This is a genomic window from Candidatus Binatus sp. (genome assembly GCF_036567905.1).
Classification (GTDB): Bacteria; Desulfobacterota; Binatia; order Binatales; family Binataceae; genus Binatus.
This window is the reverse complement of record NZ_DATCTO010000021.1, coordinates 19,126-44,050: the sequence shown is the minus strand read 5'-3', so window position 1 is coordinate 44,050 and position 24,925 is coordinate 19,126. Positions and strand designations below refer to the sequence as shown.

The window sequence follows — 24,925 nt, the reverse complement described above, 5'->3', positions numbered from 1 at the left end:
CATGTAGCAAATCTCTACATAAAGTATGGCGTCGCCAACTGGTCGAATTTGCCGTACATCAGCCACACCCGCACGTTGAATGCGTGTGGATGCTCGACCGGCTCGCGGCCTACCGTCTTGAGCCCGAGCTGTTTGTACATCTCGTAGAGCGGATCAACCGGATTTGTGATTAACAACTTGGGACGGCGCGAAAAGAGAAACAATCGCGCGGTGTCCGACATCATCTTGACCAGGCCCTTGCCCTGGTAGTTCGGGTCCATCACCATCCCGCCAAATTCGAACACTTCCGACGCGAGCAACCCCTTGAACAACTGCGGCGGATACAGATGGCCAAGCGTCAGCGGCGCGTCAGCCAGGCATCGCGCCCAAAACGCGCCAAGCAGTGGCGGGCGCCGTTGCTCGTTGCCCAGACCCACCGCGTAGAGGCCAAAATGGATCGCCAGCGGCCATAGCAGCGCGTGCACGCGCTTTTCCTGTACGTTTAGCGTGCTCCAGGTCCGCTTGTGGAGCGCGGCGAGCTCGCGCAAACCCAGCGGAGTGCCGATCGGACGAACTTCGAGCCGCCCTTCGAGCTCCGAATGCCCCGGCGGACGCAGCCGCGGCGATTGGGGCTCGCGCGCTTCGCTCCTGGCCTTTTCTCGGGCCTCTTCGGCAGTAGATCGTTCGGTCAGCGTCTCGACCGGATTTGCGGGATTGATTGGCTGATGGGTGCGACGAGGCACTCGCGACGAGACCGTCGCCTCGATCGGGCCATCGTTGTTGCCGGCCGCCATTGGTGAACCCCACCGCGCCGTCGGACCTGCGGCGACGCCGATTCCACACCACCCGCTTGATGCCGTCCCCTCGGGACGGCTCATCCTCACGCCGTAAGACGTGCGCCGGCCGCAATCGGTCTAACGCGGCATGACGCCAACCCCTACTGGCTCACTGCCGTCAATAATAGGGAATCGAGGGGTCAAGCGAAACATGGTTGGGCCTCGAAGGCATGATTTTTTTGCTTCCCCCGAACGCAGCGCGCTGCGCGGCGGCACAAAAAAAGGGCGCCCCGTCGGGCGCCCTTGCCGGAAAATTCGAACTGTTTTCGACGACCGCGTTAGCGGCCAATCCTTATCGCATGCCTACCCGATCTTGGCCCAGACGGACTTGATCTGCGTGTACAGATCGATCGCGTACCTGCCCAGCTCGCGGCCGAAACCGGACTGCTTGTAGCCGCCGAACGGAGACATCGGATCGAGAATGCCATAGGTGTTGATCCAGACCGTGCCGGCCTTGAGCTTGCGCGCGATCGTGTGAGCGCGGTTGATATCCTTGGTCCACACGGCGGCGGCCAACCCGTAGGTCGTGTCATTGCCCTGGAAGACGACGTCGGCCTCGTCCTTGAACGGGATCGCCGCGGCGACGGGGCCGAAGATCTCCTCGCGCGCGATTTTCATCTGGTTGTTCACGCCGGTGAAAACCGTCGGCTGGATGAAGTATCCGGCTTCCTGTTTGCCCGGCTCGCCGCCGGTCTTGGCCTTCGCGCCCTCTGCCTTGCCGGCTTTCAGATATCCCTTGACCCGATCGTGCTGCTCTTTGGAAACCAGCGGGCCCATGCGGGTGTTGGGGTCCAGCGGATTTCCGAGCGTCAGTCCGGCGGCCATCTGCGACAGCGAATCGGTGAACTGATCGTACACGCTTTCCTGCACGAACACGCGCGAGCCGGCGCAGCAGACCTGCCCCTGGTTCATGAAGATGCCCAGCGCCGAGCCGAACACCGCCGACGGCATGTCGGCGTCGGGAAAAATGATGTTGGGCGACTTGCCGCCGAGCTCGAGCGATACCCGCTTCAAGTTGCCGGCCGAGGCCTTCAGGATAAGCTTGCCGACTTCGGTCGAGCCGGTGAAGGCGACCTTGTCGATGTCGGGATGCTCGGCGATCGAGCTTCCCGCGCCGGGGCCGAAGCCCGTGATGATTTGCACGACGCCATCGGGCAGGCCGGCCTCGCAGATGAGCTCGCCGAGGCGAATCGCGGTCAGCGGAGTCTGCTCGGCAGGCTTCAGGATGACGACGTTGCCGCATGCGAGCGCGGGCGCAATCTTCCACGACGCCATCAGCAGCGGGAAATTCCACGGTATGATCTGTCCGCACACGCCGACCGGCTCGCGCAGCGTGTAGTTGAACATCGACGGATCGGACGGGTTGGTGTCGCCGTAAATCTTGGTCGCGAAGCCCGCGTAGTAGCGGAAGGTCTCGGCAGCGAGGGGAATGTCGATGTTCGCGGACTCGAACAGCGGCTTGCCATTGTCGAGCGTCTCGAGCTCGGCGAGCTCCTCGGCATGCTGCTCGATCAGGTCCGCGATCTTGAGCAGGAATCGGGTGCGCGCATGCGGGGTGATGTTCGCCCATTTGAAGTCTTCGAAGGCTTTGTGCGCGTGCTTGACAGCCTCGTCCACGTCGGCCTTGTCGCCCTCGGCGACCAGGGCCAGGACTTGCTCGTTAGCCGGGTTGAGAGTCTCGAAAGTTTTGCCGGATTTCGACGGCGCCCATTTGCCGTTGATGAGCAGTTTCTTGGGCGAGCGCTTGAGGAACTCAAGCGCTGCGCTCGACTTGGCGCCGTGAGTTGCTGATTCCAATGACGCTGATGCTGATGCCATCTTTCCTAATCTCCTATCGGTGATGTGTCGCCGTGCGCCGGCCGCGAAGACTGCCCCGCGGCAATCGACGTGGCGATCGGCATAGAGCCTGACTAACACTCGCACTCTAGTAAATCGAGATGGGTTCGGCAAAGCGAAAAGTTGGCGCGCGCCCCTTGCTATTGCGTCCGCTCACGACGCGCCGCGCAGGCGGTTTTGCCCATTGCTCCCATCACGGCTATTGTGGACCGCAATCGCATCAGTGGCAGTCAAGCAAACACCCCTCATCGCGCAGTATCTGAGCGTCAAACAGCGCGTTCCCGACGCGATCCTGTTCTTCCGCCTCGGAGACTTTTACGAGATGTTCTTCGAGGACGCCGAAGTCGGCGCGCGCGTGCTCGACATTCAGCTAACCTCGCGCAACAAGGACGGCGTGCCACTGTGCGGCGTGCCGTACCATTCCGCGGAACCGTACATCGCCAAACTGCTGAAGGCCGGCCACAAGGTTGCCATCTGCGAACAGGGGACGCCCGACGCCAGGTCTCCCAAGCTGATGCCGCGGCAAATAGTCCGCGTGATCACGCCCGGCACCGTGGGCGAGGAGATGGTGCTGACCGCCGCCGAGAAGAATTACCTGGTCGCAGTCACCGCCGCCGAAGGCGCTGGCGCGGGGTTCGCGCTGGCGGCGCTCGACGTCTCGACGGGGGAATTTCTCGCCACGCAGGTTCGCGAGGCCGCCGCGCTGCGCGAGGAAATCGCGCGAATCGCGCCGCGCGAAATCGTAGTCGCCGCGCAGGCGCCCGGACATGACGGCGAGTTGGGCGCGCTGCTGAAGGACTTAAACTGTCCGGTGACGACGCTCGATCATGAATCGTTCAGCGCCGAGCAGGCGGCCGCGGCGTTCTCGAATCGTTTCGCGGCCGCCGCCGCGGATCTCCACGAATCGATCGCGCGCGCCGCGGCAATCGCGCTGCTCTACGTCGAAAACACCTTCGGCCGCGACCTGGCCCATCTCGAAGCGCCGCGTCTTTACCGGATCGCCGAGTACATGCTGGTGGATGAGACCACGCGGCGTCATCTCGAACTCGTCGCCTCGACCGACGGCGCGCGCAAGGGCTCGTTGCTGTCGATTCTCGACGAAACCCTGACTGCCGCCGGCGCGCGCACGCTTGGCAACTGGATCACCTATCCGCTGCTCGCGCTCGACGCGATCCACGCGCGCCACGACGCCGTCGAAGAGCTGTTCGATGCCGACCTGGGCGGCGCGCTGGCGGAATCCTTGAAACGAATCGGCGATCTCGAGCGGCTGGCGGGACGAATCGGCGCGATGCGGGCGTCGCCGAGGGATTGTTTGCGCCTGGCGGACGCGCTCAAGGCGGACGAGTCACTGAAAAAAGCGATGGGCGCGTTCAAGAGCCCGCTTATTCGCGAACAGGCCGCGCGGATCTCGCCGATGCCCGCGCTGGCGGCGCAAATCGCGGCGACGCTGTCCGACGAGCCTCCGGTGAATCCCCGCGACGGCAACGTGATTCGTCCGGGGCTCAGCGCCGAAGTTGACGAATTGCGCAGCCTGGCGTCCGGCGCCCGCGGCGTAATCGCGAAGTTGGAAGCGACCGAGCGCGAGCGCACCGCGATCCCGTCGCTCAAGGTGCGCTACAACAATATCTTCGGCTATTACATCGAGGTCACCAAGCCCAATCTCGAGCGGGTGCCCGCCGACTATGAGCGCAAGCAAACGCTGGTCAGCGCGGAGCGCTTCACCACGCCCGCGCTCAAGGAACTCGAGCGCAAAATCCTGACCGCGGAATCGGGACTCAAGGAACTCGAACTCCAGATTTTCACAAAGCTGCTCCGCGACTTGCAGTCGCACGCCGCCACGATACTTGAAACCGCTCGCGCGGTGGGCGAATTCGACGCGATCATGTCGCTGGCGAAAGTGGCGCGGCGCCGCGGCTACGTGCGTCCCACGATCAACACCGGCCTGCGGATGCGGGTGCGCGACGGACGCCATCCCGTGCTCGAAGCCGGGATGCGCCCGGGCGAGTTCGTGCCCAACGACCTCGACGCGGAGCCCGACACGCGCCAAATCCTGCTCATCACCGGCCCCAACATGGCCGGCAAATCGACCTACCTGCGCCAGGTCGCGCTGATCGCGATCATGGCGCAAGTCGGCAGCTTCGTGCCCGCCGCCGAGGCCACCATCGGGCTAATCGATCGCGTGCTGACGCGAATCGGCGCGCGCGACGAACTGCGGCGCGGCGAATCCACCTTCATGGTCGAGATGAGCGAGACGGCGCGCCTGCTCAAGGGACTGTCGGAACGCAGCCTGCTGCTGCTCGACGAGGTCGGCCGCGGCACCAGCACTTTCGACGGGCTTGCGATCGCGTGGGCGGTCGCCGAATACCTGCACGATCAGACGCGCGCCAAGGTGCTGTTCGCGACCCACTTCCACGAACTGACCGATCTTGCGCGCGAGCGTCCGCGGGTCAAGAACCTGAGCATGGCGGTGCGCGAATGGGGCGCCGAGGTGATTTTCCTGCGCCGGGTTATCGAGCAGCCGTCGTCGCGAAGTTACGGGATCGAGGTGGCGCGGCTGGCGGGATTGCCGGATTCGATCATCAGCCGCGCGCGGGAAATTCTCGCCAACCTCGAGCAGGGCGAACTGGACGAGGCCGGGATGCCGCGAATCGCCCGCGATCGGCGCGCTACGAGCCCGCCGCCCCAGCTCGGTTTGTTCTCGCCACGAGACGAACGCGTCATCGATGAGCTCCGCGCACTCGACGTCGAACGGATGACCCCGATGGAGGCGCTGAACGCGCTCGCGCGTCTGGCCGCGCGCCTCAAGCAGCAGGGGTGACCCCTGCACCCAGTATTAAGGCCGCCCGCCGTTGGCGGGCGCGGCAGGCAAGAGAAGCAAGCTCAAATGAACTTCTTGAGCCGCGGCCAGATCTTTGCAATCGGGGCTGCCGGTTTGCGGCAAATGAAGATGTCGAGGCCGTTCTCGTAACCCATGCAGTAACGGCATCGGAACTTGGCCGCCGGGATCACTTCACCGAAGAACTTGGCCAGGCTCGCTCGGTCGCCACCAAGGACGATCACGGTATCGATCTCGCGATTGCCTAAGCCCCAGAACCAGTAGCTGTTGTGTCCCGAGGCCGCCGGCGGCAGCCCGTAGCGCGGACCAAAAAAATCGATCGCGCCAGCCTCGCCGTAATTGCTGGCGAAGATCGCGGTATGTGCGCGCTGGTCCGGGGGCAATGAAGCGTAAACTTGCGCGGCCGCCGCGACCATCTCGGGCCATCCGAACCGGTCGGCGAAATTCTGCGGCAGGATGCCCTGCTCGGTGCGCTCGCCGACGAGCGCGTTGTTCTGCCTGGGACCAAGCCGCTCGGCAAAGCTGGCGAGCGCATTCGGCGGCAGGAGCGGAATCGCAAAAGGTGCGGAGATTACTCCGGCGATGACTATCACCGCCACCGCGGCGCGGCGGATAGCAACGCCCCATTGCCGCGCGGAGCTGAACCGCTCGAGCGCTACCGCTCCCGCCGGGAGCATCAGCATATAGACGGACGCCGCGTAGTAGGCCTTGCCGCCCTGGAACGTCAGGGCGAACACCGCGACGTAGATCCATCCGATGAGACGATAGCGGCCGCTGTTTCCGAAAAAGCACCAGCCGAGACCCGCCATCCACAACGGCGCGACCAGCGGATTGAGCAGCATGAGTTGTGCGGCGGCAAAGGCGGGAATCGACGGGTGATAATTCTTATAGAGATCCGCGTTGTGCATGAACTCCAGCGTGGGAAAGCCGTGCCGCGCGTTCCAGATCACATAGGGCAGGAACAACAGCGTCGCGAGCGCGCCGCCGATCCACAGCCAGGGGCTCAGCAGATCGCGCCGCCTGCCGGTCAGGATCAACCCGGCCACGACGCCCAGGCACAGGAACAGCATCGAGATCTTGTTTTCCAGCCCAATCCCCGCGATCAGGCCGAACCATAGCCACAGACGCGCATCGCCAGTGTTGAGGATGCGCACGACGACCAGTCCCGCGGCTCCCCACAACAGAGGATCGTAGGCGTTCATCGAGTAGAATGCCGTCAGGCCCAGGAAAACCGGAGCGATAAGCACCGCCAACGCCGCCAGGCCCATCGCGAAGCGTCCACCCCCCATCTCGCGCGCCAGCATCGCGGCCACGATCACCTCGGCGCCATGCGCCAGCGCTGGAAACAGCCTGAGCGCGAACATCGAGGTGCCGAACAGATGCAGCTCGATCCACAGCAGGATGATCGAGAGCGACGGATGGTCGACGTAGCCGAATGCGAGATGGTGCGAACAGGCGATGTAGTAAAGCTCATCGCGGAAGTAGCCGTAGCCGCCCAGTCCAAGATTGGTGACCAGGTGGACCGCGACTGCGGCGAGTGCCAGCGCGACGATCGGCAAGCCGCCGACTGCAGCGCCGCAAACGGGCTGCGCCGAATTTGCCGGTGACGGCGGCGGCACGGCGGTAGATTCGCCGTTCAACACGCCCACAACGCTATGGATTGAGCCTGCGGCATCTGGTTCGGTATTCCTCGGATGGAGATTAGAGCAAACGACATGCCAGAACGACAACAATCTCCCCGCGATCAATTCGCCTCAGATCTCGTTGTGGGGCGTGGCGATCGGTCCAAGCGGCGGCTATCCTTGCATACTGGGCAGGGTTGCGGTGATGCGGAGAATGATGGCGGTTGCGGCGGCGGCGGCGACAATCGGCGCGATGGTTGCCCCGGTCATTGTCGGCGCAGGTCTTCCCGCGTCAGCGCTGACCGCCGCACGAATCGAGCATCGCGGCCCGACTCTCGAAATCCATTTCGGATTCAGCGGCCCCGCCCCACCACTCGAACTCAGCACGCACGGGATCGAACTCTGGGTCGAGCTCGGGCGCACGCGCATCGCGATCCCTCCGCGCCCGCTGTTTGGCTATGAAACGGCGCCGATTGCGAGCGTGCGCGCGATCGAGTTGGCCGGCGGCAGGTCGCGAATCGTCGTCGAGGTTATAGGCAAGGCCGACTATGCGATCGCGCGGCTGAGAGGCAGAAATGAAATAGTGCTGCGGGTCGCATCCGCCGGCGCGGACCCGAATATCGCGGCCCCGATGATCGTTCATGACGACGCCCCGCGGCGCCCCGCGGCGCCGGTCGCGCGCGCGGTCGCATTCGCGCCCGCGCCGAAGCCTCGTGCCAACTCTCGCGCGCAGCCAATCGCGTCCACGCCCTCGAACATGAGCGAGGAAATCCGGCAGCCGGGTCATTTCCTGGTGATGATCGATCCGGGTCACGGCGGCTACGATCCCGGCACGCAATCGTCGGCCGGCGCAGAGGAGAAGGACCTCGCTCTCCAAATCGCGACGCGGCTGAAATCCGCGCTGGAAGCCCGCGGTATCCGCGCCGAGCTAACGCGCTCGACCGACGTATTTATCAGCCTGGCCGAGCGCACGCGAATTGCGAATCGCGCCGGCGCGGACCTGTTCGTTTCAATCCACCTCAATTCGAGTCCGAACACCGACACCACGGGAATCGAAGTCTATTACCTGAACAACACCACCGACCGGGCGACGATTCGGCTGGCGCGAATGGAGAACGCCGGCGCGGGAGGCTATGGCGCAGCCGACGCCTCCAACTTAAACTACATCCTGACCGACTTGCGCCAGAACTATAAGGCGTCGGAAGCGGCCTCTGTGGCCAAGATGATCGACGCGCAGACGGTCGCCGATCTCGACGCCGGATTTGGACTGAAGGTGAACGCGCTGGGAGCAAAGATGGGACCATTCTACGTGCTGGTCGGCGCGCATATGCCGGCCGTGCTGGTCGAATGCGGCTTCATGTCGAACGCCGGTGAAGCCGCGCGGCTGGCGTCGGCGGACTACCAGGAGGTGCTCGCGGGCGCGGTCGCCGGCGCAGTAGCGCATTACTTCAACGCCGATCTGGCGGTGGGAAATCTGTGAGTCTGGTCGGGGGCGCGAATCGCGCCGAGCCTGTGCCAATTGCCGAGTCTTCGCCGCGCGGCCAGCAGGCCATCCTCGCGCAATTTGCCGCGAGCAAGCGGCCTGGCGCGATTGCGCGCGCCTATCTCGAATCGGTCCGCGCCGAGCTCGCCGAGCGCCATTTCGCCGGCGCGAGCGGCAGCGATATCGTGAGCGCGCTGACGGCGGCGATGGACGAACTGCTGCGCGCGCTGTTTTATTATGCGGACGCGGAACACGGCCGGCGATTTACCAAGCTCAACCAGAAACTTGCGGTGGTCGCGCGCGGCGGCTACGGGCGCGGCGAACTGAATCCGCAATCCGACGTCGATCTGCTGTTTCTGCACGATTACAAGCGTGGTCCATACGCCGAAGTTGTCACCGAAATAATATTGCACGCGCTTTGGGACGCAGGTCTGACGGTCGGATACGGGGTTCGCGCGGCCAAAGAATGCGTGCGGCTGGCGAACGAGGACCTGAAGGAAAAAACCGCGATCCTCGACGCGCGGTTCTTATGCGGCGACGAAAAGCTTTACGCCGATCTCGACAAGCTGCTGGTCGCCGACGTGCTCAATCGCAACCAGGACAAGTTCTTCGCCACCAAGCTCGAAGCAAGCCGCAAACGGCACGCCCAGTACGGCGATTCGATCTACCTGCTCGAGCCTCAGATCAAGGAAGGCGAAGGCGGGCTGCGCGATCTTCACACCGCGATGTGGCTGGCCAAGGTCAAATACAAAGTGCATTGCCTCGAAGAGCTGGTGCAAAGGGCCGTCATCACCGAGCCCGAAGCGGCCGAAGTGATCGAGGCGCGCGACTTTCTCTGGCGGGTGCGCAATTCGCTGCATTTTCTGACCGGGCGCCACTTCGATCAGCTCACCTTCGAGATGCAGGAACGGATCGAGCCGATGCTGGGCTTCAAGCCCGAGGAGGGACAGGCGGCGGGTTCCGCCTTGATGCGCGCGTACTACCAGCACGCCTCGACGGTGCATCGCTTTGCCGAGGGCTTGATCGCGCGGGTGACCGAGAACAGTTCCGGCGGGCGATTTTTTCGCCGCACGCCGACCCGCAAGATTCGCCCCGGGGTGATCGTTCAGCGCAATCTGCTGAGCATCGCGGATCGCGATTTTTTTAAGCGCGATCCGCTCAACCTGATCACGATCTACGCGGACTGCCAGGCGCAGAACGTGAGCCTATCAGGCAGCGGCTATCAGTTGGTGCGTGACAATCTTGAATTGATCGACGAGGCGATGCGCAAAGACCCGCGCGTCGGCGCCGCGCTGATGAAGATTCTGTCGGCGCGCCAGCGCGTCGCCGAAACGCTCGAGGCGATGCATCTGTCGGGCGTGCTCGGCGCGATAATCCCCGAGTTCGGCAACCTCTACGCGCGCGTTCTGCACGACCTCTACCATATCTACACCGTTGACCGGCATTCGCTGGTTGCGGTGCGCGAGCTCGAACGCCTGCGCACGGGAGAGTTCAAGGATCCGACCCCGCTGCTCACCGAGGTCGTGCGCGAATTCGACCACCTGCCGCTGGTGTTCCTTGCGCTGCTGCTGCACGACATCGGCAAGGGCCACGGCCATGACCATCATGAGCGCGGCGCCGGCCTGACCGCGCAAGTGTCACAGCGGCTTGGACTGAGCAGCGAGGAAATCGACCGTGTCGTGTTCCTCGTCCGCAACCATCTGCTGATGTCCCAGATCGCGCAAAAGGGCGACCTTGACGATCACACCACCGTCGAGGAATTTGCGCGTACCGTCGGCTCTATCAACCGCCTCAAGGCGCTCTACTTGCTCACCTATGCCGACATGCGCGCGGTGGCGCCGAAGGTTTACAACAATTGGCGCGACATGCTGCTGGGCGATCTCTACATGCGGGCGCTCAAGGTTCTCGAGCAGGGCGATCGCGAGGCGGTCGAACCCGCGCGCCGGCTGGCTACCGTCAAAGCTGCCGTCCGCGCGACCCTGCTCGCCGCGGGCGCGCCGGAGGCCGACGTCACCGCATTCCTCGACCAGATGCCCGACCGCTACTTCTTCACCGTGCCCGAAGCCGACATTGCGCTGCACTTCGACTTGATGCGCTCGCTCGAAGAGCGGCCGCTGGTCTGCCGCATCAGGCATTTTCCCGAACTGGAGTTCAGCGAGTTTATCGTCGTGACGCGCGATCAGCCGGGACTGTTTTCGATGATCGCGGGCGCGCTGACTGCCAACAATCTCAACATCCTGTCGGCGCGAATCACCACCCGCACCAACGGCGTCGCGATGGACGTGTTTCGCGTATCGCATTGGATGGGCGCCGGCTCGATGGCGATGGAAGAGGACCGCTGGCTGCGCGTCGAGCACGACCTCGAGCGCGTCATCACCGGCCAGCAGGAGATCGCGGAGCTGGTCGCCGCGGCGCACCACGTGCAGAGCTCCGGCCGCAAGTTCGTGCGCCACGTGCCGACCGAAGTCACGGTGGACAATCGCACCTCCGAGCAGTTCACCGTGATTGACGTCTTCACCCAGGACCGCGTCGGACTGCTGTTCGCGATCACCCACACGCTCTACCGGCTCGGCCTGCTGATTCACCTCGCGCGCATCTCAACCAACGCCGATCAGGCGCTCGATGTCTTTTACGTGAGCGATCGCGAGGGCGGGAAAATCGAGGATCTCGATCGGATGCGGGAGCTGCGCGCCGCCCTGCTCGAAAAGGTCGAACAGGATCCCGGCGCAGGAGCAACCGCGTGAGCGCCGCCGGCTGGGACGAGCTGATCGATCGCCATTTGTCGCGCCAGGCCGTCGAGCGCGGGCTCAGCCGTAATTCGATGGACGCATACGCGCACGACCTCAGCGTTTTTCAATCGTGGTGCCGCAAGATTGGGCTGAAGCCGGCGCAACTCGACGCCGCCACCCTGACCGCGTACCTCGAAGCGCTGGCGGATCGGGGGTTGGCGGTCAGTTCGCAGCGCCGCCATCTCGCCAGTCTGCACGGACTGGCCCGCGAGCTGGTGGACGAAAAAATCATCGAACGCGATCCCGCGCCGGCCGTGAAGCTCAGGCCGCATCCGCGCAAACTCCCGCGCACTCTGTCGCCGGGCGACGTGGAAAATCTCATCGCCGCGATCGATGCGCGCGATGCCCGCGGATTGCGCGACCGCGCGATGCTCGAAATGGCCTACGGATGCGGTCTGCGCGTTTCGGAACTGGTCGGCTTGCAACTGCATCAGGTAAATCTCGCAGCCGGCGCCGTGGTCGTGCTCGGCAAGGGCGGCAAGGAGCGGATGGTGCCGATGGGTGGCGCCGCGATTCGCGCGCTGAAGGCCTACCTGGATCGGCGCGATGAAATTCTGAATCCGGCCGGCGATGGCAAGCGCGGCAGGAACGAGGTTCCGCGCCGCGTCTGGGCGGTTTTCATTACCAGGCTCGGCCGCGCGATGACCCGGCAGGGATTTTTCAAGGCGCTCAAACGATGGGCCGCCGCCGATCCGCGCCTTGCATGGGTCAGCCCGCATACCTTGCGCCATTGCTTCGCCACCCATCTGCTCGAGGGCGGCGCGGATCTGCGCGCGGTGCAGGAGATGCTCGGCCACAGCGACATCTCGACCACGCAGATCTACACCCATCTTTCCAAGAGCCACTTGCGCAAGGTGCATCGCACGTTTCATCCGCGCGCGACCCGCGCGAGCGTGGTGGAAGGTACGGACTGATTTGGGCGACCTGAACGCAAGCATCGCGACCATCTGCATCGTCGCGCCGGCGATCATCTTCGCGATCATCGCGCACGAGGTTATGCATGGCGTGGTAGCGCTGCGGCTTGGCGACGATACCGCGCTTCGCGCCGGACGGCTCACGCTCAATCCGATTTCACACGTCGATCTCTTTGGGACGATTATCCTGCCGTTCGCGCTGTATCTGTTTGGTATGCCCGTGCTCGGCTACGCGAAGCCGGTCCCCGTCGATTTCCGCGTGTTGCGCGGCGGCCGGACCGGAATGTTGAAGGTGGCGGCCGCCGGGCCGCTGACGAACTTCGTGCTGGCAATCGTGAGCGGACTTGTGCTGCGGGTAATGCCGGCCTTTATGCACGGCTCGCTCGGCCCCACCGTCGCCGAACCGCTTGCTCGGATGATGCAGGCGTCGGTGATCGTCAATGTCGAACTGGGGGTCTTCAATCTCTTTCCCGTGCTGCCGCTGGACGGCGGTCGGGTGTTGTTCAGCATCCTGCCGCTCGCCGCCGCGCGCGCCTACGCGCAGACCGAGCGTTATGGCTTCCTTATATTGCTGTTGCTGCTGTATACGCATTGGCTGGATGTCGCGATCTATCCGGTCATGAACATGGCGCTGGGCGCGATCTCCTGGATGGTGCAACTGTGAGCAACGAAAACGAATCCAACACGCCGCCCAGACTCGGAGCCGACGCCGGGGTCCGCTTCCGGCTCCCGATTTACGAGGGCCCGCTCGACCTGCTGCTGCATTTGCTCAAGCGCGCCGAGCTCGACCCGCACGAAGTCACCGCCAGCGTAATCACCGAGCAGTACCTGGCATGGCTCGAATTGCTCGACCAGTTGAACCTCGACGTGGCGGGCGAGTACCTGGTGATGGCGGCGACGTTGCTGTTGATCAAGTCGTTCGCAATGCTGCCGCATCCCGAGCTCGCCGACACCGAGGAAGCCGAGGAGCTCAAGCGCGACCTGATCGAACGGCTACTGGAATATCAGCGCTATCGCGAGGCGGCTGAAAAGCTGGCGGAGCGCGCCCTGCTCGGCCGCGACGTGTTCACCACGCCCGGCGAGAGCGCGCCCGAAGACGCGGGGGCGAAACATTACGCGGTTACAATTTTCGACCTGGTCGAGGCGATTGGCGCAGTGCTCAAGCGCGTCGCCGACAAGACCCCGCGCGCCATCGAGCTGCGCGACATCCCGGTGGCGGAATGTATCCCGCGGATAATGCGCGCGCTGGAGGGCGCGGGACCAGTCCAGTTCGCCGCGCTGTTCGAGGACGCCGGCGATCGATCGCTGGTAATCGCGACGTTTATGGCGCTGCTCGAGTTGATACGCCGGCGCGAAGTTCGCGCATTTCAGGAAGCGCGCTTCGGCCCGATTTTTCTCGAGCGCGCCGCCGCGGGTTGACGGGAGGCCCAGTGGAAGAAGAGCGACTGAAATCAATTCTCGCGAGCCTGCTATTCGCGGCCGGCGAGCCGGTCTCGCTCGCGCGGCTGGCCGCGGTCTTCGACGACCTCCCGCGTGCGGCGGTGCAAAAAGCGCTGGCCGCGATGGCCGCCGAGTACCGCGCCGAAAACCGCGGCATCGTGATCGACGAAGTCGCCGGCGGCTACCAGATGCGAACGCCCAAGGACCACGCCAGCTACGTTCGCAAGCTGCTCGCCGCCAGGCCGCCGCGTCTTAGCCGCCCGCTGATGGAGACCGTCGCGATAATCGCCTATCGACAGCCCATCACCCGCCCGGAGATAGAACAGTTGCGCGGCGTTGACACCGGAGGCGTGCTCGAAACGCTGCTCGAACGCCGCCTGGTCAAGATTGCCGGGCGCAAGGACGCACCGGGACGCCCGATGCTCTATGAGACCACCGATGAGTTCCTCGAATTGTTCGGACTGAAAAATCTCGAAGGTCTGCCCGACCTTTCGGAGTTCCGTGAGATCGAGCGCGCCGTCGAGCAGACGACGACCGGGCCGGTGGAAGGCATCGAGACTCACCCCGAAGACGCGGTTGCGGTGGATCCCGCCTTATCCGACGAGGTCGGCTCATCAAGCGCGGGCGAAGAACCGGACGAGCCCGGACCTGGAACATCCGACGACAACAAGAACAAGACTTCGCACTGACGTGTCGCCGCTCTCGACGGCGAGGAGACACAGACGATGCATCGATTCCGGCTGCTGGCACTCGTTGCGCTGATTTCGTTTGCGTTCGCACGATCGTCGTTCGCCCAGCAAACGTCACCGCTGTGATCACAACGCTTGTCATCTGGCGAGCGTTGGCGGTCAAGTCCTCGTCGGCATAGAGTCGCTAGTCATGGAGAGCATCGGCGACAAGTGGCGAAAGTGGATAGACGCGAAATCCATGCTCCAGCAACTCGCTCTCGTCGTCGCGTTCTTGGCAGTCGGATGGTGGGCCTGGTCGCTCCTGGATTCGGTTCTCCCTGACTGGCTGCAAGGGTTGCTCGGGCTCGCGTTCCTCCTTTACCTGGTCGGGGGATGGATGCAGAAGCGGCGCGCCCGGCGCGACGCTCAAGTCGCGCCGATTAAGTAGCGCGCTCAAAACGTGCTCCGCCCGGCGGCGATTCCCGCGCGACCCGCCGCCGCAGAAAACGGAGGCCACTGAGATGGGGACCGCCTTTTTCACTGCCGTGCTCCTCATCGGACGCGCCGTCCTAGCAGTCGTGCCGCCCACTTGGTGGAGTTACAACGGACTGATGTGGCTCAACTTGGGCATCGAGCTTCTTCTCGCGGCCGTCATCCTAGCGGTCCCTGTGGCGGTCGTCATGGCGCTCGCCCGCGGATCGGCGCACGAGAGGCGCACGCGCACCCTGGCAATCGTCATGGCCGCGAGCGTCCTCGCGCTTGTCGCAGTCCTCGCCCACGCAACGCTCCCGTTCGCACCGTAGCGCGCTCAAAAGCTGCTTCTCTCTGCAGCGCGATCCACTAGCCGGCGACGTGCTCGCGCATCTCGGCAATACCGGCAATTCATCGGAGCCGCATTTGCATTTCCAGGTCTGCGACGCGCCGTCGTTCCCGGCCTCGGAGGGCCTGCCATTTGCGATCGATCAGTTCACGCTCGATGACTACAAGATCGATAAAGCGCAGAACGGGCATCAGGCGCTGCTCGTCAAGTCGTCGCATCCGATGACCAAGCAGGAACCGATGGACGACGAACTGGATTCGTTCTAGACGCCGGTGTCTTCAAAAACGCCGGTCTCCGGCGTGTAGTTCTCGAAGCGGGTGTAGTTGCTGATAAAGGTGAGCTTCGCGGACGTCGGCGCCGACGATTGGAATCACCTTTGCGTTTTCCTCCATCGGTCAACGGGCCTCCTCGGTCACTTCTTTTTCTCTATTGGCTGTTCACCGACGGAATAGTCTTTGTGGACCACACCGCGGCTCTTGTTCCCGCGAACATGCATCGGGCGCCAGAAAAGGCCGACATACTTCCCAAAGAGAGGGTGCTCGCTCTTGTACCTCGCAAAATTTCCTCTGCAGATGTGCAGGCAGCGCGCTAGGCTCCTAGTCCCGGCATCACGCATGGTTTGGTCGAGAGTCCGCTGCATCTGGGAAATTTCGAGCACATACCAGTGATCGACCCTCGGGCCGCCCTTTTTCTCGTATCGTCGGTTCAATTTTTCAGGAACTCTCTGAGTCAATACTTTCACGTTGCGACAGTGGCAGAAGGAGAACGCCAGCCAGAGCGGAATCGATGAAATCGTAAAGAGACCCGGGTTGACGCGCCCCATTATGCCTGCGGGGATGGTCGTGACCGGGATCAGCGGGGCGGTCCCGAGACCTGGGAAACCGGGGTCTTCTTTGAGCCAGGGCGTGCGCGCGAGAGCCAGCGGGCAATTAGCTGGAATCCAAAGCCATTGCCCCTCCAGCCCTAAAAAAAGCGTCTGCGCAAAGACAAGGAATCGGCTGTGAGCACGGCTAAAGAGAACTTCGGTGGCTTGCCACCGCACAGGTGCGGCAATCAGGCCTTTTTCTATTTGCGTTAATTCCCGGGTTAAAACAAAGGCGCCGAAGTCTGTGCCCCGTGCGAGATCCCGCCATTCGCAATATACCGTCGGCCAAGGAGATCTCATGATTGGGAATTGTTCGTACAACTCCGGTCCGCCGGGGGGCCACTCCTGCTGAGAAGTTGAAAAGAAATAATCCGCGACATTTTGAATGCGAAAATGGACAGCTTCTTCGAATGGATCGCCCGGCACCTCCGCCGCGTGGCCAGCGGGATCGGCCAACATCAACTCCGGACGGCGCAGGCAGTCGCGGCCAAATGTCGAAATAATCCGATCAATGAGTCTCATCGGTCACGGCCCTCAATAAGTGCCGCTTCGGCGGCGCTGTTCGTTCTGATCTTTGGCGTCCTCGCATGACGCCGCATCCTCTGACAATACTGAAGAAACGGCCGCCACGCCGCCTGCGCCTTCCGACGACGACGAAAACAAGACTTCGCAGTAACTCATTGGGTGGCCGGCGCCGCCCGTCAAGGCGATAGCAGGGTGCCGAGGTGCGTAAACTGGCGGGCGTCTCAGCTATATGAGAAGGACGCCAGCGAGCCTGTTCAGTTGGAACTTCCATTTCAAGAATCCGTCTCTCTCACGCTCGCTCTGCTAAATCCTCGAAGAGTACGGTTACCGCCTGCTCGCCTTTTTCGGTTAGTCGATAAGCGCCACCCTCGGACAATCTAAACTTTGGGGAGATGAGTTCTCTCAGCGGACATTTCCTCACAAGATCGTCAATGTTGATTAAGGAACCTTCTGGCAAGCGAGCAAAATTGTTCTTCTGGCGAACCCCCGATTCCCAGAGTGCCTTCTGCAATACTTCGACGCTGACTTCGTCCGAGCCATAGATGTGCTTGTAACCGTAGAGGATCAAAAGCAGCATATCGGTCACCGGCTCTCCCGTCTCGGGCTGAAATCGGAGCATCAGGAGGCGATTAATTCGCCTGTCGGCTGCCAACGTCGGATGCAACGCATACACCGCACCAAATTTCACCCACTCAAACGCAGGATATTCGCCCATCCCGACCGAGGTCTGAAAATAGGCATATGCACTGGCCGCCTCGATAAGTTTTGGGTCCTCATCGAGCGTTCGCCCTATGACTTCCTTTGCTTCCCGCTCAGATGCCGGGGCTTCCGCGAGTTCGGAAACTGGCGGCTCACCTTTTATGGGTTGTGACGGTTCCGCCGCGGCTAGTCGCTGGCCTGACATTTTCTTGCGTCCGTCGAGCTTGGCTAAGACCGCGAGCACCGTGACCGCAGCCGCTGCACTGAAAAGTGAAGCCCCAACTGTAGGGTGCACCTTGAAGTACGCTACAGTAGCACTCATCAGAGCGGCTAAAACGCTGAACACGATTGGCACCAAATGGTTTCGGATAAAAGAGTAGATTTCGTCGCGAAGCGTCCATCCGGCCCACTCCTTGTCCCTTTCCCAATGCGTGTTCTTTTCGACCATAAGGCCACCGGACGGCTGGATCTGCTCTCTCGCCGTTCAGGGGTAGCACGTAGCAGCGGAGGCGATTTACATCACCATCTGGATATTCCTCAACTGGACTCCTTCTAGACGCCGGTGTCTTCGAAAACGCCGGTCTCCGGCGTGTAGTTCTCGAAGCGGGTGTAGTTGCTGATATAGGTGAGCTTCGCGGTGTCGGTGGGACCGTTGCGCTGCTTGGCGATGATCACTTCGGCCACTCCGGGCTCCTTGCTCTCCTTGCCCTTGTACATTTCCTCGCGGTAGATGAACGCGATCACGTCGGCGTCCTGCTCGATCGCGCCCGACTCGCGCAGATCCGCCAGCATCGGACGGCGATTCTCGCGCGACTCGACCTGCCGGTTGAGCTGCGAGAGCGCGATGACCGGAACCTTGAGTTCTTTCGCCAGCGCTTTGAGCGAGCGCGAGATTTCCGCGATTTCCTTTTCGCGCGATTCGCCCGGCCGCGCCGATCTCATCAGCTGAAGATAATCGACCACGATCAGGCCCAGGTTCTTGGCGCGCTCGCGCTTGAGACGCCGGCATTTCGCCTTGAGCGTGATCGCCGTCGTGTCCGACGAGTCATCTATATAGACGTTCGACTCCGATAACCGCGCCGCCGCCTGCGCGAGCTTGGGGAAGTCGCGCTCGCCCAGAAATCCCTGGCGCGCACGCGCGCTGTCCACCCGCGCCTCCGAGCACAACATGCGCAGCACGAGCTGCTCCTTCGACATTTCCAGCGAAAAAAACGCGACGCCCATCGGCGGGTCCGCGTCCATCGCGGCGTAGGCCGCTATGTTCAGCGCGAGCGCCGTTTTGCCCATGCTGGGGCGGGCCGCGATGATGATCAGGTCGGAGGCCTGGAAGCCCGCCGTGATCCGATCGAGATCGACGAACCCGCTCGGCACGCCGGTGATCATCTCGCGGTTTTCGTACATCCGCTCGAGGATCTTCAGCGACTCGCGCGTCAGCTCGGGCATCGTGTGGAACGACGGCTTAATCCGCCGCTCGGAAATCTCGAAGATGCGATGCTCGGCTTCGTCCACGAAACCGTCCACGTCGGACGGCGCCTCGTAGGAAGAGCTTGCGATGTCGGTCGCGATCGAGGCAAGGCTGCGCAGCACGGCCTTCTCGTGCACGATGCGCGCGTAGTGCGCGACATTCGCCGCGGTCGGCACGATCGAAGCCAGCTCCGCGATGTAGCCGGGGCCGCCTATCTGCTCGAGCGCGCCCTTGGTGCGCAGCGCGTCAGTCAGCGTGATCGCATCGACCGGCTGGCTGTGGTCGGTGAGCTCCGCCATCGAGCGGAAAATCTCGCGATGCGACTCGCGGTAGAAGTCTTCAGCCGCAAGGATTTCGAGCGCGTGGTTAATCGCGTCGTTGTCGAGCAGGATCGCGCCCAGCACCGATTGTTCTGCTTCGAGATTCTGCGGAGGAACGCGCCTTAGAATATCGTCCGACGAAACCGCCACCTGACCACCACCTCCCGACCGCGCGCCCTGATTTCCAGGAGCGCAAATTATTTCCCATGCAGTGACCGCTTACAACTATTACTCCAGCCGCACGCCAACGGTTGTCACCACACCGTCCACAGCTAATGCACAATCGCTGGCGCTATCGTCGCCGGCGCGGACCATTCACCGCGAGCATCGGGCCCAGCGCTACTCCGAACATGAAGCCTCCCACGTGCGCCCACCACGCGACTCCACCCGCCATCGTCGCCCCGCGGCCGCCCTGTTCGAGTCCCGCGTAGAGCTGCACCGCGAACCAGACCAACAGATAAATGACCGCCGGAATTTCGACGAACTGCACGAAAATGAAAATCGGGATAATCGTCAGGATGCGCCCACGCGGGTAGAAAATGAAGTACGCGCCGAGCACGCCGGCGATCGCACCGCTCGCACCGATCACCGGGACACCCGACTCGGGCGCGATCCACACCGTCGCCAGCGCCGCGGCGACTCCCGCAGCGAGATAAAAAATTATGTACCGCGGCGCGCCCATCCGATACTCGACCGCGGCGCCGAAGATGAAGAGATACAGCATGTTGCCCGCGACGTGCCAGAAACCGCCGTGGATGAACATCGACGTGACTGTCGTCATCAACGGCGCGAGCGCGCCGAGGCTGCGATGCGCGGCCAGCTCGTGCAATGCGAGCGCATTGGTCGAGAGCGCACGCGTGACCGCCGCCGGAACCATCGCGAATCTGCCCACGAAGGCTCCTGCACCCGCGCCGAGCGACAGTTCGTAGGCGAACACTGCGATGTTCGCGGCGATCAGCACGGTGTTGATCGGAGTCAGGCGGCGCGGCGCGGCGTTGTCGCGAAGCGGAATCATCGCAATATCAGGCCGGGCACGCGGATCGATCGACCGGCGGAGCAATACTAGCGGCGCGCGGCGGGTCGGCGCGAGACGGCGCGAGCGGCGATGAAAGGTGAAAAATGAAAAGTGAAATTTCTTATGCGAGCGCCTCGTCGAACTTTCTCGCTTGAGCGGGACCTCGTTGTATGCGAGAAAGATCGTTGGATCGGCGGCGGCGTCAAACGCGATCCGGGATCGCGCCGGCTGGTCAGCGGACGCGAATCCTTGTCAAAGAGGTTTCAATCATGGAAGTCGTCTCGAATGAAGTATTAATTCGTACCGGCGCCGAGAAGATGCCGGCGCATCTCGCGCGCCCCGCCTCCGGAGGTCCGTATCCCGCGCTGGTCGTCGTGATGGAAGCGTTCGGCCTCAACGATCACATCAGACGCATCACCAATCAATTCGCGGCCGAAGGCTTCGTCGCGGTCGCTCCAAATCTTTACTTTCGCCAACCCGACAACGTCGTCCGCTACGACGATTTGCCCGGCGCCTTTCGCCTGATGGGCTCGGTCAACGATGATCAAATCGTCGCAGACATGGGCGCCGCGATCGATCACCTCAAGGCGTTGAAGGAAGTCAAGCCCGCGTTCGGCACCGTCGGATTCTGCATGGGTGGACGCGTGGCCTTCATGACCGCGTGCCGCAACTCCGCTGTCAGAGCGACCGCGCCCTATTACGGCGGTGGGATGGTGAAGCCGCGGCAGCCGGGCGTGAAACCGCCCATCGAATACGTTGACGGTCTCAACGCCCCGGTGCTGGCCTTCTTCGGCGGCAAGGACGCGCACATTCCGATCGCCGAAGTGGACGAATTTCGCGATGCGCTCAAGCAGGCCGGCAAGCCGGCCGAGGTGGTCTTTTTCCCGGACGCCGATCACGGTTTCATGTGCGACGAACGTCCGTCGTTCCATCCCGTGCATTCCAAAGAGGCGTGGGCCAGGACCATCGCGTTCTTCAAAGAGTATCTCGGCTGAAACGGCGTGGTCGTGTTTTGTTGAAATCATTGCGGCGGGCCGCTCTTCGCCGGCCCGTCTTTTTTCTCGCGCTTGCCATCGCTGCGGTCACCGCATGCTATTCGTCCGACTACCATCGCACGATGACGGCGAACGTGTCGCTGCTTTCCGATATGTCGGACAAGCTGGCGGATTATTGCCGCGCCTATTTCAAGCTCGACGATCGCCAACTGTCGTCCGAGGAGATGGGCGAGTTCTATTACGCCTTCAACAAGGCCAACGCCTTCTCCTCATCGACGCCGCGCGAGTCGTCGCTGCGCTCGCATCGCGATTTCGTAAAGCTGCTGAACGCATACGAACGATTCGCGCACTCCGCCGACGAGTACCGCCTTGGTGGCAAGCCCGACCCCGCGGTGCTCGCCTCATTGCTCTCGCAACACGCCCAGGTCCGGCACCTCGCCGGCAAAGTCACCGAGGATCTTCGCGACGAACCGCACTGATACTCCGCGACAAAAAACGAGGCGCCCGGTGATCCCCGGACGCCCCTGCAATCGCCTGCGTAAATCGCGCCGCGCTCAGCTCTTCCAGTGGTTGCCGTATTTGTCCAGGTACGCGACCTCGCTCACGGGCCGGCGCCTGATCGGTCCGAACTTTCCCTGCGGATATCCGATCGGCATCAGCGCGTACGTCTGCACTTCGGGCGGCAGCCCCAATATCGCCTTCACCTCGTCCTCGAAGTAGGCGTGAATCGTCGTGAGCACCGTGCCGAGACCCAGGCCGCGGCAGGCGAGAATGATGTTCTGCACGGCGGGATAAATGCTCGAGCCCGAGATCCGCGCCATGCTCTTCATCGCCGCGGCCACCTCGGGCGCAAGCTTGGGCGGCGCTGCGGCCGGCGCCGTCTGCTTCAAGCATGCGAGCAACAGCACCGGCGCGTCGCCCATGTGATCGACAAGGTGGGTCGCCGACGCCCTCAGTTTTCGGTAGGCGTCCTCGCTCATGTGCGCGGGCTTGACGCGATTGGCGTAGAGCGCCATCAAAACTCCGCCACCCTTGCGATACACGTCGCCGATCTTTTTGCGCTGGGCCGCGTCCTTGATGACGATGAACTCCCAACTCTGTTGGTTGCTGCCCGAGGGCGCGCGAATCGCCGCGTCGAGCACCTTGGTGATTACATTGTCGGGAACCGGATCGGGTTTGAATCGCCTGAGCGATCGCGCCGAGTAAATTGCCTCGAAGAGCCCTATTTCTGCCATCGTTAAGCTGCTCCGGCTGCGGATTGTTACTCGGTCGGCGCCCCGTGCTCAATCGATGCGAATCAGTTTGTGCTTGATCGCGTATCGCACGATCGCCGCGGTCGAGCGCAGCTCGAGCTTCTGCTTGAGGTTGTCGCGATGCGCTTGCGCGGTTTTGACGCTGATGCCGAGTCGTTGCGCGACCTCCTTGGTGGTCGCGCCCTCGCCTATCAGCTTGAGCACTTCGCGTTCCCGTTGCGTCGGATTCGCCGCGCGCGACGCGTTGGCAGGCGCGCCAGTCCGCAGCCGCGCGAGCACGATCGGTGCGATTGTGGGGCTCAGGTAGCGCCGCCCGGAGTGAACTGCGCGCACCGCGCTCAGCAATTCGGCCGCCGCGTCGGTCTTGACCACGTAGCCCGCGCAGCCCGCTTCGCCAAACGCCTCCAACACGTATTCCTCGTCGTCGTATTGGCTGAGCACCAGCACTTTGCAGACCGGCGCTTCCTTGGCGATTCGACGCGCCGCGGCAAGTCCCCCGATTCCCGGCATCCCGACGTCCATCACCACCACATCCGGCTTCAGTTGCGCGGCAATCACGACGGCCTGTTCGCCATCGGCTGCCTCCGCGACCACGTCGCACTCGGCCGCGAGCACCATCCGCAGCGCCTCGCGAAAGATCCGATGGTCATCGGCGAGCAGCACGCGAATCCGCCGGTGATTTTCCATCACGCGGACTCCGGGATTTCAGCGACGACTGTCGTGCGGCCTGCCCGCGATTCCACCGTCAAGCTTCCACCCATCAACTCCAGCCGCTCCCGCACACCCGCCAAGCCAGTCCCCTCTGGCTTGATGTCGGCGCCGATGCCACAGCCGTCGTCAGTAACCGAGACGCGCGTGGCCGCATCGGTGCCGTCGATCGTGATTTGGACCGACTTCGCGCGCGCATGCCGAATCACGTTGGACAGCGTCTCGCGAACCACCTGGAAGCATAGCTGCTGCACCGGGCGCGAGATTTTCTCCGCCGCGCCATCGTGAACCAGGTGAACTAACTTCGCCGTTACGCCCGCGCGATGCAGTCGCGCGAACTCGCGCTCGATTGCCTCGTCGAGCGATCCGTCTCCGATCGTGACAGGACGAAGTTCGCGCGTCTTGCGGCGCAACTCCTCCTCGACCTGCTTGAAGATCGCGCGCGCCGCCTCGCGCCGGCCGTCGAGCGCAATTTTCGCCGCCGCCAGCAACTGCGCCTGATCGTCGTGCAGGTCGCGCGCGATTCTGGCGCGCTCCTCGTCGCTCGCGGCAAACATTCTGAGCGCAAGCTGGCGCACCAGCAGGTTGCGCCGCGCGGCCTCCCGCTCCATCACCCAGGTCGCTGCGATTGGAGCCAGCCGCTCGACAATCGCCTCCGCCCTGGCCGCGGATGCGCCCCCGTCGCTCGACGCCAGCGCGATCGCGCCGGCCTCGAACGGGATACACACATACGAACCACCGAACACTCTGTCTTCGGAAGATTGTTTGGCGCGATCGACGATAGCCGCGTCGCGATCGCGCCAGCGCGCAATCACGATACGGCGCCGGAAACTTTCCAAGAGCGCGCTGCCCGTCTCGCCCAAATCGAATTCCTTGCGCCCGGACGACGATGCGGCCACCGTCAACGCGCCACCGTCCGCGACCGCAACCACCCATTGGTCGAAGCCGGCCCCACCCGCGACGAGTTCGCCGAAACGGCCGAACCTTTCGTTCGGCTGCCCGCGCCGCGCCGCCGCAACCGCCGTGTCCAGGTAATTCGCTGCCGCCCGCTCTCGCGCCAACTCCCGCTTTGCGCCGGCCGCCTGACGGCCGCTCTCGGCGCCGTGGGTCCGCCAGAATTCAAGCGCCGCGCGCGCGGCGGCCAGCGCCATCTCGCCGAAAACGGCGCGCGCCATAAGTTCAAGCGATGCTTCAAGTTCGCTGCGGGCGCGATCGGCCTGCGCCACGATCGCGATTCGCACCGCGCTCACGCCGTCGGTGAACGCCGCCGCGGCTATCTGGCGCCCGTCTATTTTTTCGACCGGCACGATTGCGTCGATTTCCCGCGTGCTCAGCGCAACTCTCTCAATCGATTCGATCGAACCCGGCGCACGAAGCGCTCGCTTCGATCCGTATTCCGCGACCGCATCACCGAGCCGATTGTCGAGTGCACTCAGAACCGCATTCACCACCGCGTCCCATCGCGAGTCTCCGCGCGGCGCGCACACCACATCGGCGGCGCCCGCACCACTGGCGGGAAACGCGATCGCGCATCGCTCGACCGCGAGCGTCCCGGCGCCAAGCTCGGCGATGGCGGCGATCCGATCGCTGAAAGATATCTGACGCGATTCGGGTCGCGGCGCGAGCACCGCCAGTTGATTGCGTTGTTTCACAGCGTTTGCCAACTTGATGGCTCCGCCTTCAGAATGACAGAGGGAGACGAATGTTCTAAGGGAGCGCAAGCAGATGCGGCGCGCATCCCGTTACGCAAAGAACAATTTGTTGCGAGAAAAACTCTTTTTGTCAGCGATTGGTCCCCTTACCACATGGGAAGGGGTCAGAGGTTAGAACTGCACGCATCGTTCGCGATTGCGCGCG

22 protein-coding genes are annotated in these 24,925 nt (G+C 63.2%); 12 read left to right on the top strand and 10 right to left on the bottom strand.

Features of this window, described 5'->3' with window-relative positions; translation table 11 throughout:
- Positions 1–14: 14 nt before the first annotated feature.
- Positions 15–773 carry a hypothetical protein gene (locus VIO10_RS03250; protein ID WP_331959259.1) on the bottom strand — a complete coding sequence of 253 codons (759 nt, stop codon included), beginning with the start codon at positions 771–773 and terminating at the stop codon, positions 15–17.
- Between the two features lie 345 nt (positions 774–1,118).
- Positions 1,119–2,633 carry an aldehyde dehydrogenase family protein gene (locus VIO10_RS03245; RefSeq protein ID WP_331959256.1) on the bottom strand — a complete coding sequence of 505 codons (1,515 nt, stop codon included), beginning with the start codon at positions 2,631–2,633 and terminating at the stop codon, positions 1,119–1,121.
- A 241-nt stretch (positions 2,634–2,874) separates the two neighbouring features.
- On the opposite strand from VIO10_RS03245, the gene mutS reads away from it, so the two are divergent.
- Complete coding sequence (mutS, locus tag VIO10_RS03240; protein WP_331959253.1) at positions 2,875–5,469, top strand: DNA mismatch repair protein MutS; 2,595 nt, start codon at positions 2,875–2,877, stop codon at positions 5,467–5,469.
- A gap of 62 nt (positions 5,470–5,531) precedes the next feature.
- Here mutS and VIO10_RS03235 read toward each other — a convergent pair whose 3' ends face one another.
- On the bottom strand, positions 5,532–7,106 hold the full coding sequence (locus VIO10_RS03235; RefSeq protein ID WP_331959250.1) for a glycosyltransferase family 39 protein: 1,575 nt from the start codon (positions 7,104–7,106) through the stop codon (positions 5,532–5,534).
- A gap of 208 nt (positions 7,107–7,314) precedes the next feature.
- Between VIO10_RS03235 and VIO10_RS03230 the strand changes: the two genes are divergently transcribed.
- The 9 genes from VIO10_RS03230 (at position 7,315) to VIO10_RS03190 (ending at position 15,489) form a co-directional block, all read left to right on the top strand.
- Positions 7,315–8,589: an N-acetylmuramoyl-L-alanine amidase gene (locus VIO10_RS03230; protein WP_331959281.1), complete on the top strand. Its 1,275-nt coding sequence runs from the start codon at positions 7,315–7,317 to the stop codon at positions 8,587–8,589.
- Entirely contained in the window at positions 8,586–11,336 is a 2,751-nt protein-coding gene (gene glnD / locus VIO10_RS03225) for a [protein-PII] uridylyltransferase (protein ID WP_331959247.1), read from the top strand. The genes VIO10_RS03230 and glnD overlap by 4 nt, the downstream gene beginning before the upstream one ends.
- Positions 11,333–12,295 (top strand): site-specific tyrosine recombinase, encoded by a 963-nt coding sequence (locus VIO10_RS03220; protein ID WP_331959244.1) that lies wholly within the window; start codon positions 11,333–11,335, stop codon positions 12,293–12,295. The genes glnD and VIO10_RS03220 overlap by 4 nt, the downstream gene beginning before the upstream one ends.
- A 1-nt stretch (position 12,296) precedes the next feature.
- Positions 12,297–12,959 (top strand): site-2 protease family protein, encoded by a 663-nt coding sequence (locus tag VIO10_RS03215; RefSeq protein WP_331959241.1) that lies wholly within the window; start codon positions 12,297–12,299, stop codon positions 12,957–12,959.
- The gene (locus tag VIO10_RS03210) at positions 12,956–13,714 is read left to right on the top strand and encodes a segregation and condensation protein A (protein ID WP_331959238.1); all 759 of its coding nucleotides are present in this window, start codon (positions 12,956–12,958) and stop codon (positions 13,712–13,714) included. Before VIO10_RS03215 ends, VIO10_RS03210 begins: the two co-directional genes overlap by 4 nt.
- 11 nt (positions 13,715–13,725) lie before the next feature.
- Positions 13,726–14,424, top strand: coding sequence for an SMC-Scp complex subunit ScpB (gene scpB, locus VIO10_RS03205; RefSeq protein ID WP_331959235.1), 699 nt, complete (start codon positions 13,726–13,728; stop codon positions 14,422–14,424).
- A 190-nt stretch (positions 14,425–14,614) separates the two neighbouring features.
- Positions 14,615–14,851 (top strand): hypothetical protein, encoded by a 237-nt coding sequence (locus VIO10_RS03200; protein ID WP_331959232.1) that lies wholly within the window; start codon positions 14,615–14,617, stop codon positions 14,849–14,851.
- A 73-nt stretch (positions 14,852–14,924) separates the two neighbouring features.
- A complete protein-coding gene (locus VIO10_RS03195; protein WP_331959229.1) occupies positions 14,925–15,206 on the top strand; it encodes a hypothetical protein in 282 nt (93 codons plus the stop codon).
- A 49-nt stretch (positions 15,207–15,255) separates the two neighbouring features.
- Positions 15,256–15,489, top strand: a complete 234-nt coding sequence (locus VIO10_RS03190; RefSeq protein ID WP_331959226.1) for a hypothetical protein — start codon at positions 15,256–15,258, stop codon at positions 15,487–15,489.
- Between the two features lie 146 nt (positions 15,490–15,635).
- Here the strand turns inward: VIO10_RS03190 and VIO10_RS03185 are convergent, their stop codons facing one another.
- The 4 genes from VIO10_RS03185 to VIO10_RS03170 all read right to left on the bottom strand — a co-directional run bounded on the left by VIO10_RS03185 (position 15,636) and on the right by VIO10_RS03170 (position 20,112).
- Entirely contained in the window at positions 15,636–16,610 is a 975-nt protein-coding gene (locus VIO10_RS03185; RefSeq protein ID WP_331959223.1) for a hypothetical protein, read from the bottom strand.
- A gap of 292 nt (positions 16,611–16,902) precedes the next feature.
- Complete coding sequence (locus tag VIO10_RS03180; protein WP_331959220.1) at positions 16,903–17,760, bottom strand: hypothetical protein; 858 nt, start codon at positions 17,758–17,760, stop codon at positions 16,903–16,905.
- A gap of 104 nt (positions 17,761–17,864) precedes the next feature.
- Positions 17,865–19,247: a replicative DNA helicase gene (gene dnaB, locus VIO10_RS03175; RefSeq protein WP_331959217.1), complete on the bottom strand. Its 1,383-nt coding sequence runs from the start codon at positions 19,245–19,247 to the stop codon at positions 17,865–17,867.
- A 142-nt stretch (positions 19,248–19,389) separates the two neighbouring features.
- Entirely contained in the window at positions 19,390–20,112 is a 723-nt protein-coding gene (locus tag VIO10_RS03170) for a rhomboid family intramembrane serine protease (RefSeq protein WP_331959214.1), read from the bottom strand.
- Positions 20,113–20,381: 269 nt separating this feature from the next.
- On the opposite strand from VIO10_RS03170, the gene VIO10_RS03165 reads away from it, so the two are divergent.
- Both VIO10_RS03165 and VIO10_RS03160 read left to right on the top strand, forming a co-directional pair.
- The gene (locus VIO10_RS03165; RefSeq protein WP_331959211.1) at positions 20,382–21,107 is read left to right on the top strand and encodes a dienelactone hydrolase family protein; all 726 of its coding nucleotides are present in this window, start codon (positions 20,382–20,384) and stop codon (positions 21,105–21,107) included.
- A gap of 20 nt (positions 21,108–21,127) precedes the next feature.
- Positions 21,128–21,586 carry a hypothetical protein gene (locus VIO10_RS03160; protein ID WP_331959208.1) on the top strand — a complete coding sequence of 153 codons (459 nt, stop codon included), beginning with the start codon at positions 21,128–21,130 and terminating at the stop codon, positions 21,584–21,586.
- A gap of 75 nt (positions 21,587–21,661) precedes the next feature.
- Here VIO10_RS03160 and VIO10_RS03155 read toward each other — a convergent pair whose 3' ends face one another.
- The 3 genes from VIO10_RS03155 to VIO10_RS03145 are packed head-to-tail and all read right to left on the bottom strand — an operon-like array spanning position 21,662 to position 24,720.
- Complete coding sequence (locus VIO10_RS03155) at positions 21,662–22,342, bottom strand: nitroreductase family protein (protein WP_331959205.1); 681 nt, start codon at positions 22,340–22,342, stop codon at positions 21,662–21,664.
- 48 nt (positions 22,343–22,390) lie between these two features.
- Complete coding sequence (locus tag VIO10_RS03150) at positions 22,391–23,047, bottom strand: response regulator transcription factor (RefSeq protein WP_331959202.1); 657 nt, start codon at positions 23,045–23,047, stop codon at positions 22,391–22,393.
- Positions 23,047–24,720, bottom strand: coding sequence for a sensor histidine kinase (locus tag VIO10_RS03145; RefSeq protein WP_331959198.1), 1,674 nt, complete (start codon positions 24,718–24,720; stop codon positions 23,047–23,049). Before VIO10_RS03145 ends, VIO10_RS03150 begins: the two co-directional genes overlap by 1 nt.
- Positions 24,721–24,925: the final 205 nt, after the last annotated feature.

Coding starts and splice junctions, on each gene's coding strand:
- VIO10_RS03230 (WP_331959281.1), top strand. CDS start 7,315: ATGCGGAGAATGATGGCGGTTGCGGCGGCGGCGGCGACAATCGGCGCG.
- VIO10_RS03165 (WP_331959211.1), top strand. CDS start 20,382: ATGGAAGTCGTCTCGAATGAAGTATTAATTCGTACCGGCGCCGAGAAG.
- VIO10_RS03200 (WP_331959232.1), top strand. CDS start 14,615: ATGGAGAGCATCGGCGACAAGTGGCGAAAGTGGATAGACGCGAAATCC.
- VIO10_RS03250 (WP_331959259.1), bottom strand. CDS start 773: ATGGCGGCCGGCAACAACGATGGCCCGATCGAGGCGACGGTCTCGTCG.
- VIO10_RS03245 (WP_331959256.1), bottom strand. CDS start 2,633: ATGGCATCAGCATCAGCGTCATTGGAATCAGCAACTCACGGCGCCAAG.
- VIO10_RS03195 (WP_331959229.1), top strand. CDS start 14,925: ATGGGGACCGCCTTTTTCACTGCCGTGCTCCTCATCGGACGCGCCGTC.
- VIO10_RS03155 (WP_331959205.1), bottom strand. CDS start 22,342: ATGGCAGAAATAGGGCTCTTCGAGGCAATTTACTCGGCGCGATCGCTC.
- VIO10_RS03185 (WP_331959223.1), bottom strand. CDS start 16,610: ATGAGACTCATTGATCGGATTATTTCGACATTTGGCCGCGACTGCCTG.
- VIO10_RS03170 (WP_331959214.1), bottom strand. CDS start 20,112: ATGATTCCGCTTCGCGACAACGCCGCGCCGCGCCGCCTGACTCCGATC.
- VIO10_RS03150 (WP_331959202.1), bottom strand. CDS start 23,047: ATGGAAAATCACCGGCGGATTCGCGTGCTGCTCGCCGATGACCATCGG.
- VIO10_RS03180 (WP_331959220.1), bottom strand. CDS start 17,760: ATGGTCGAAAAGAACACGCATTGGGAAAGGGACAAGGAGTGGGCCGGA.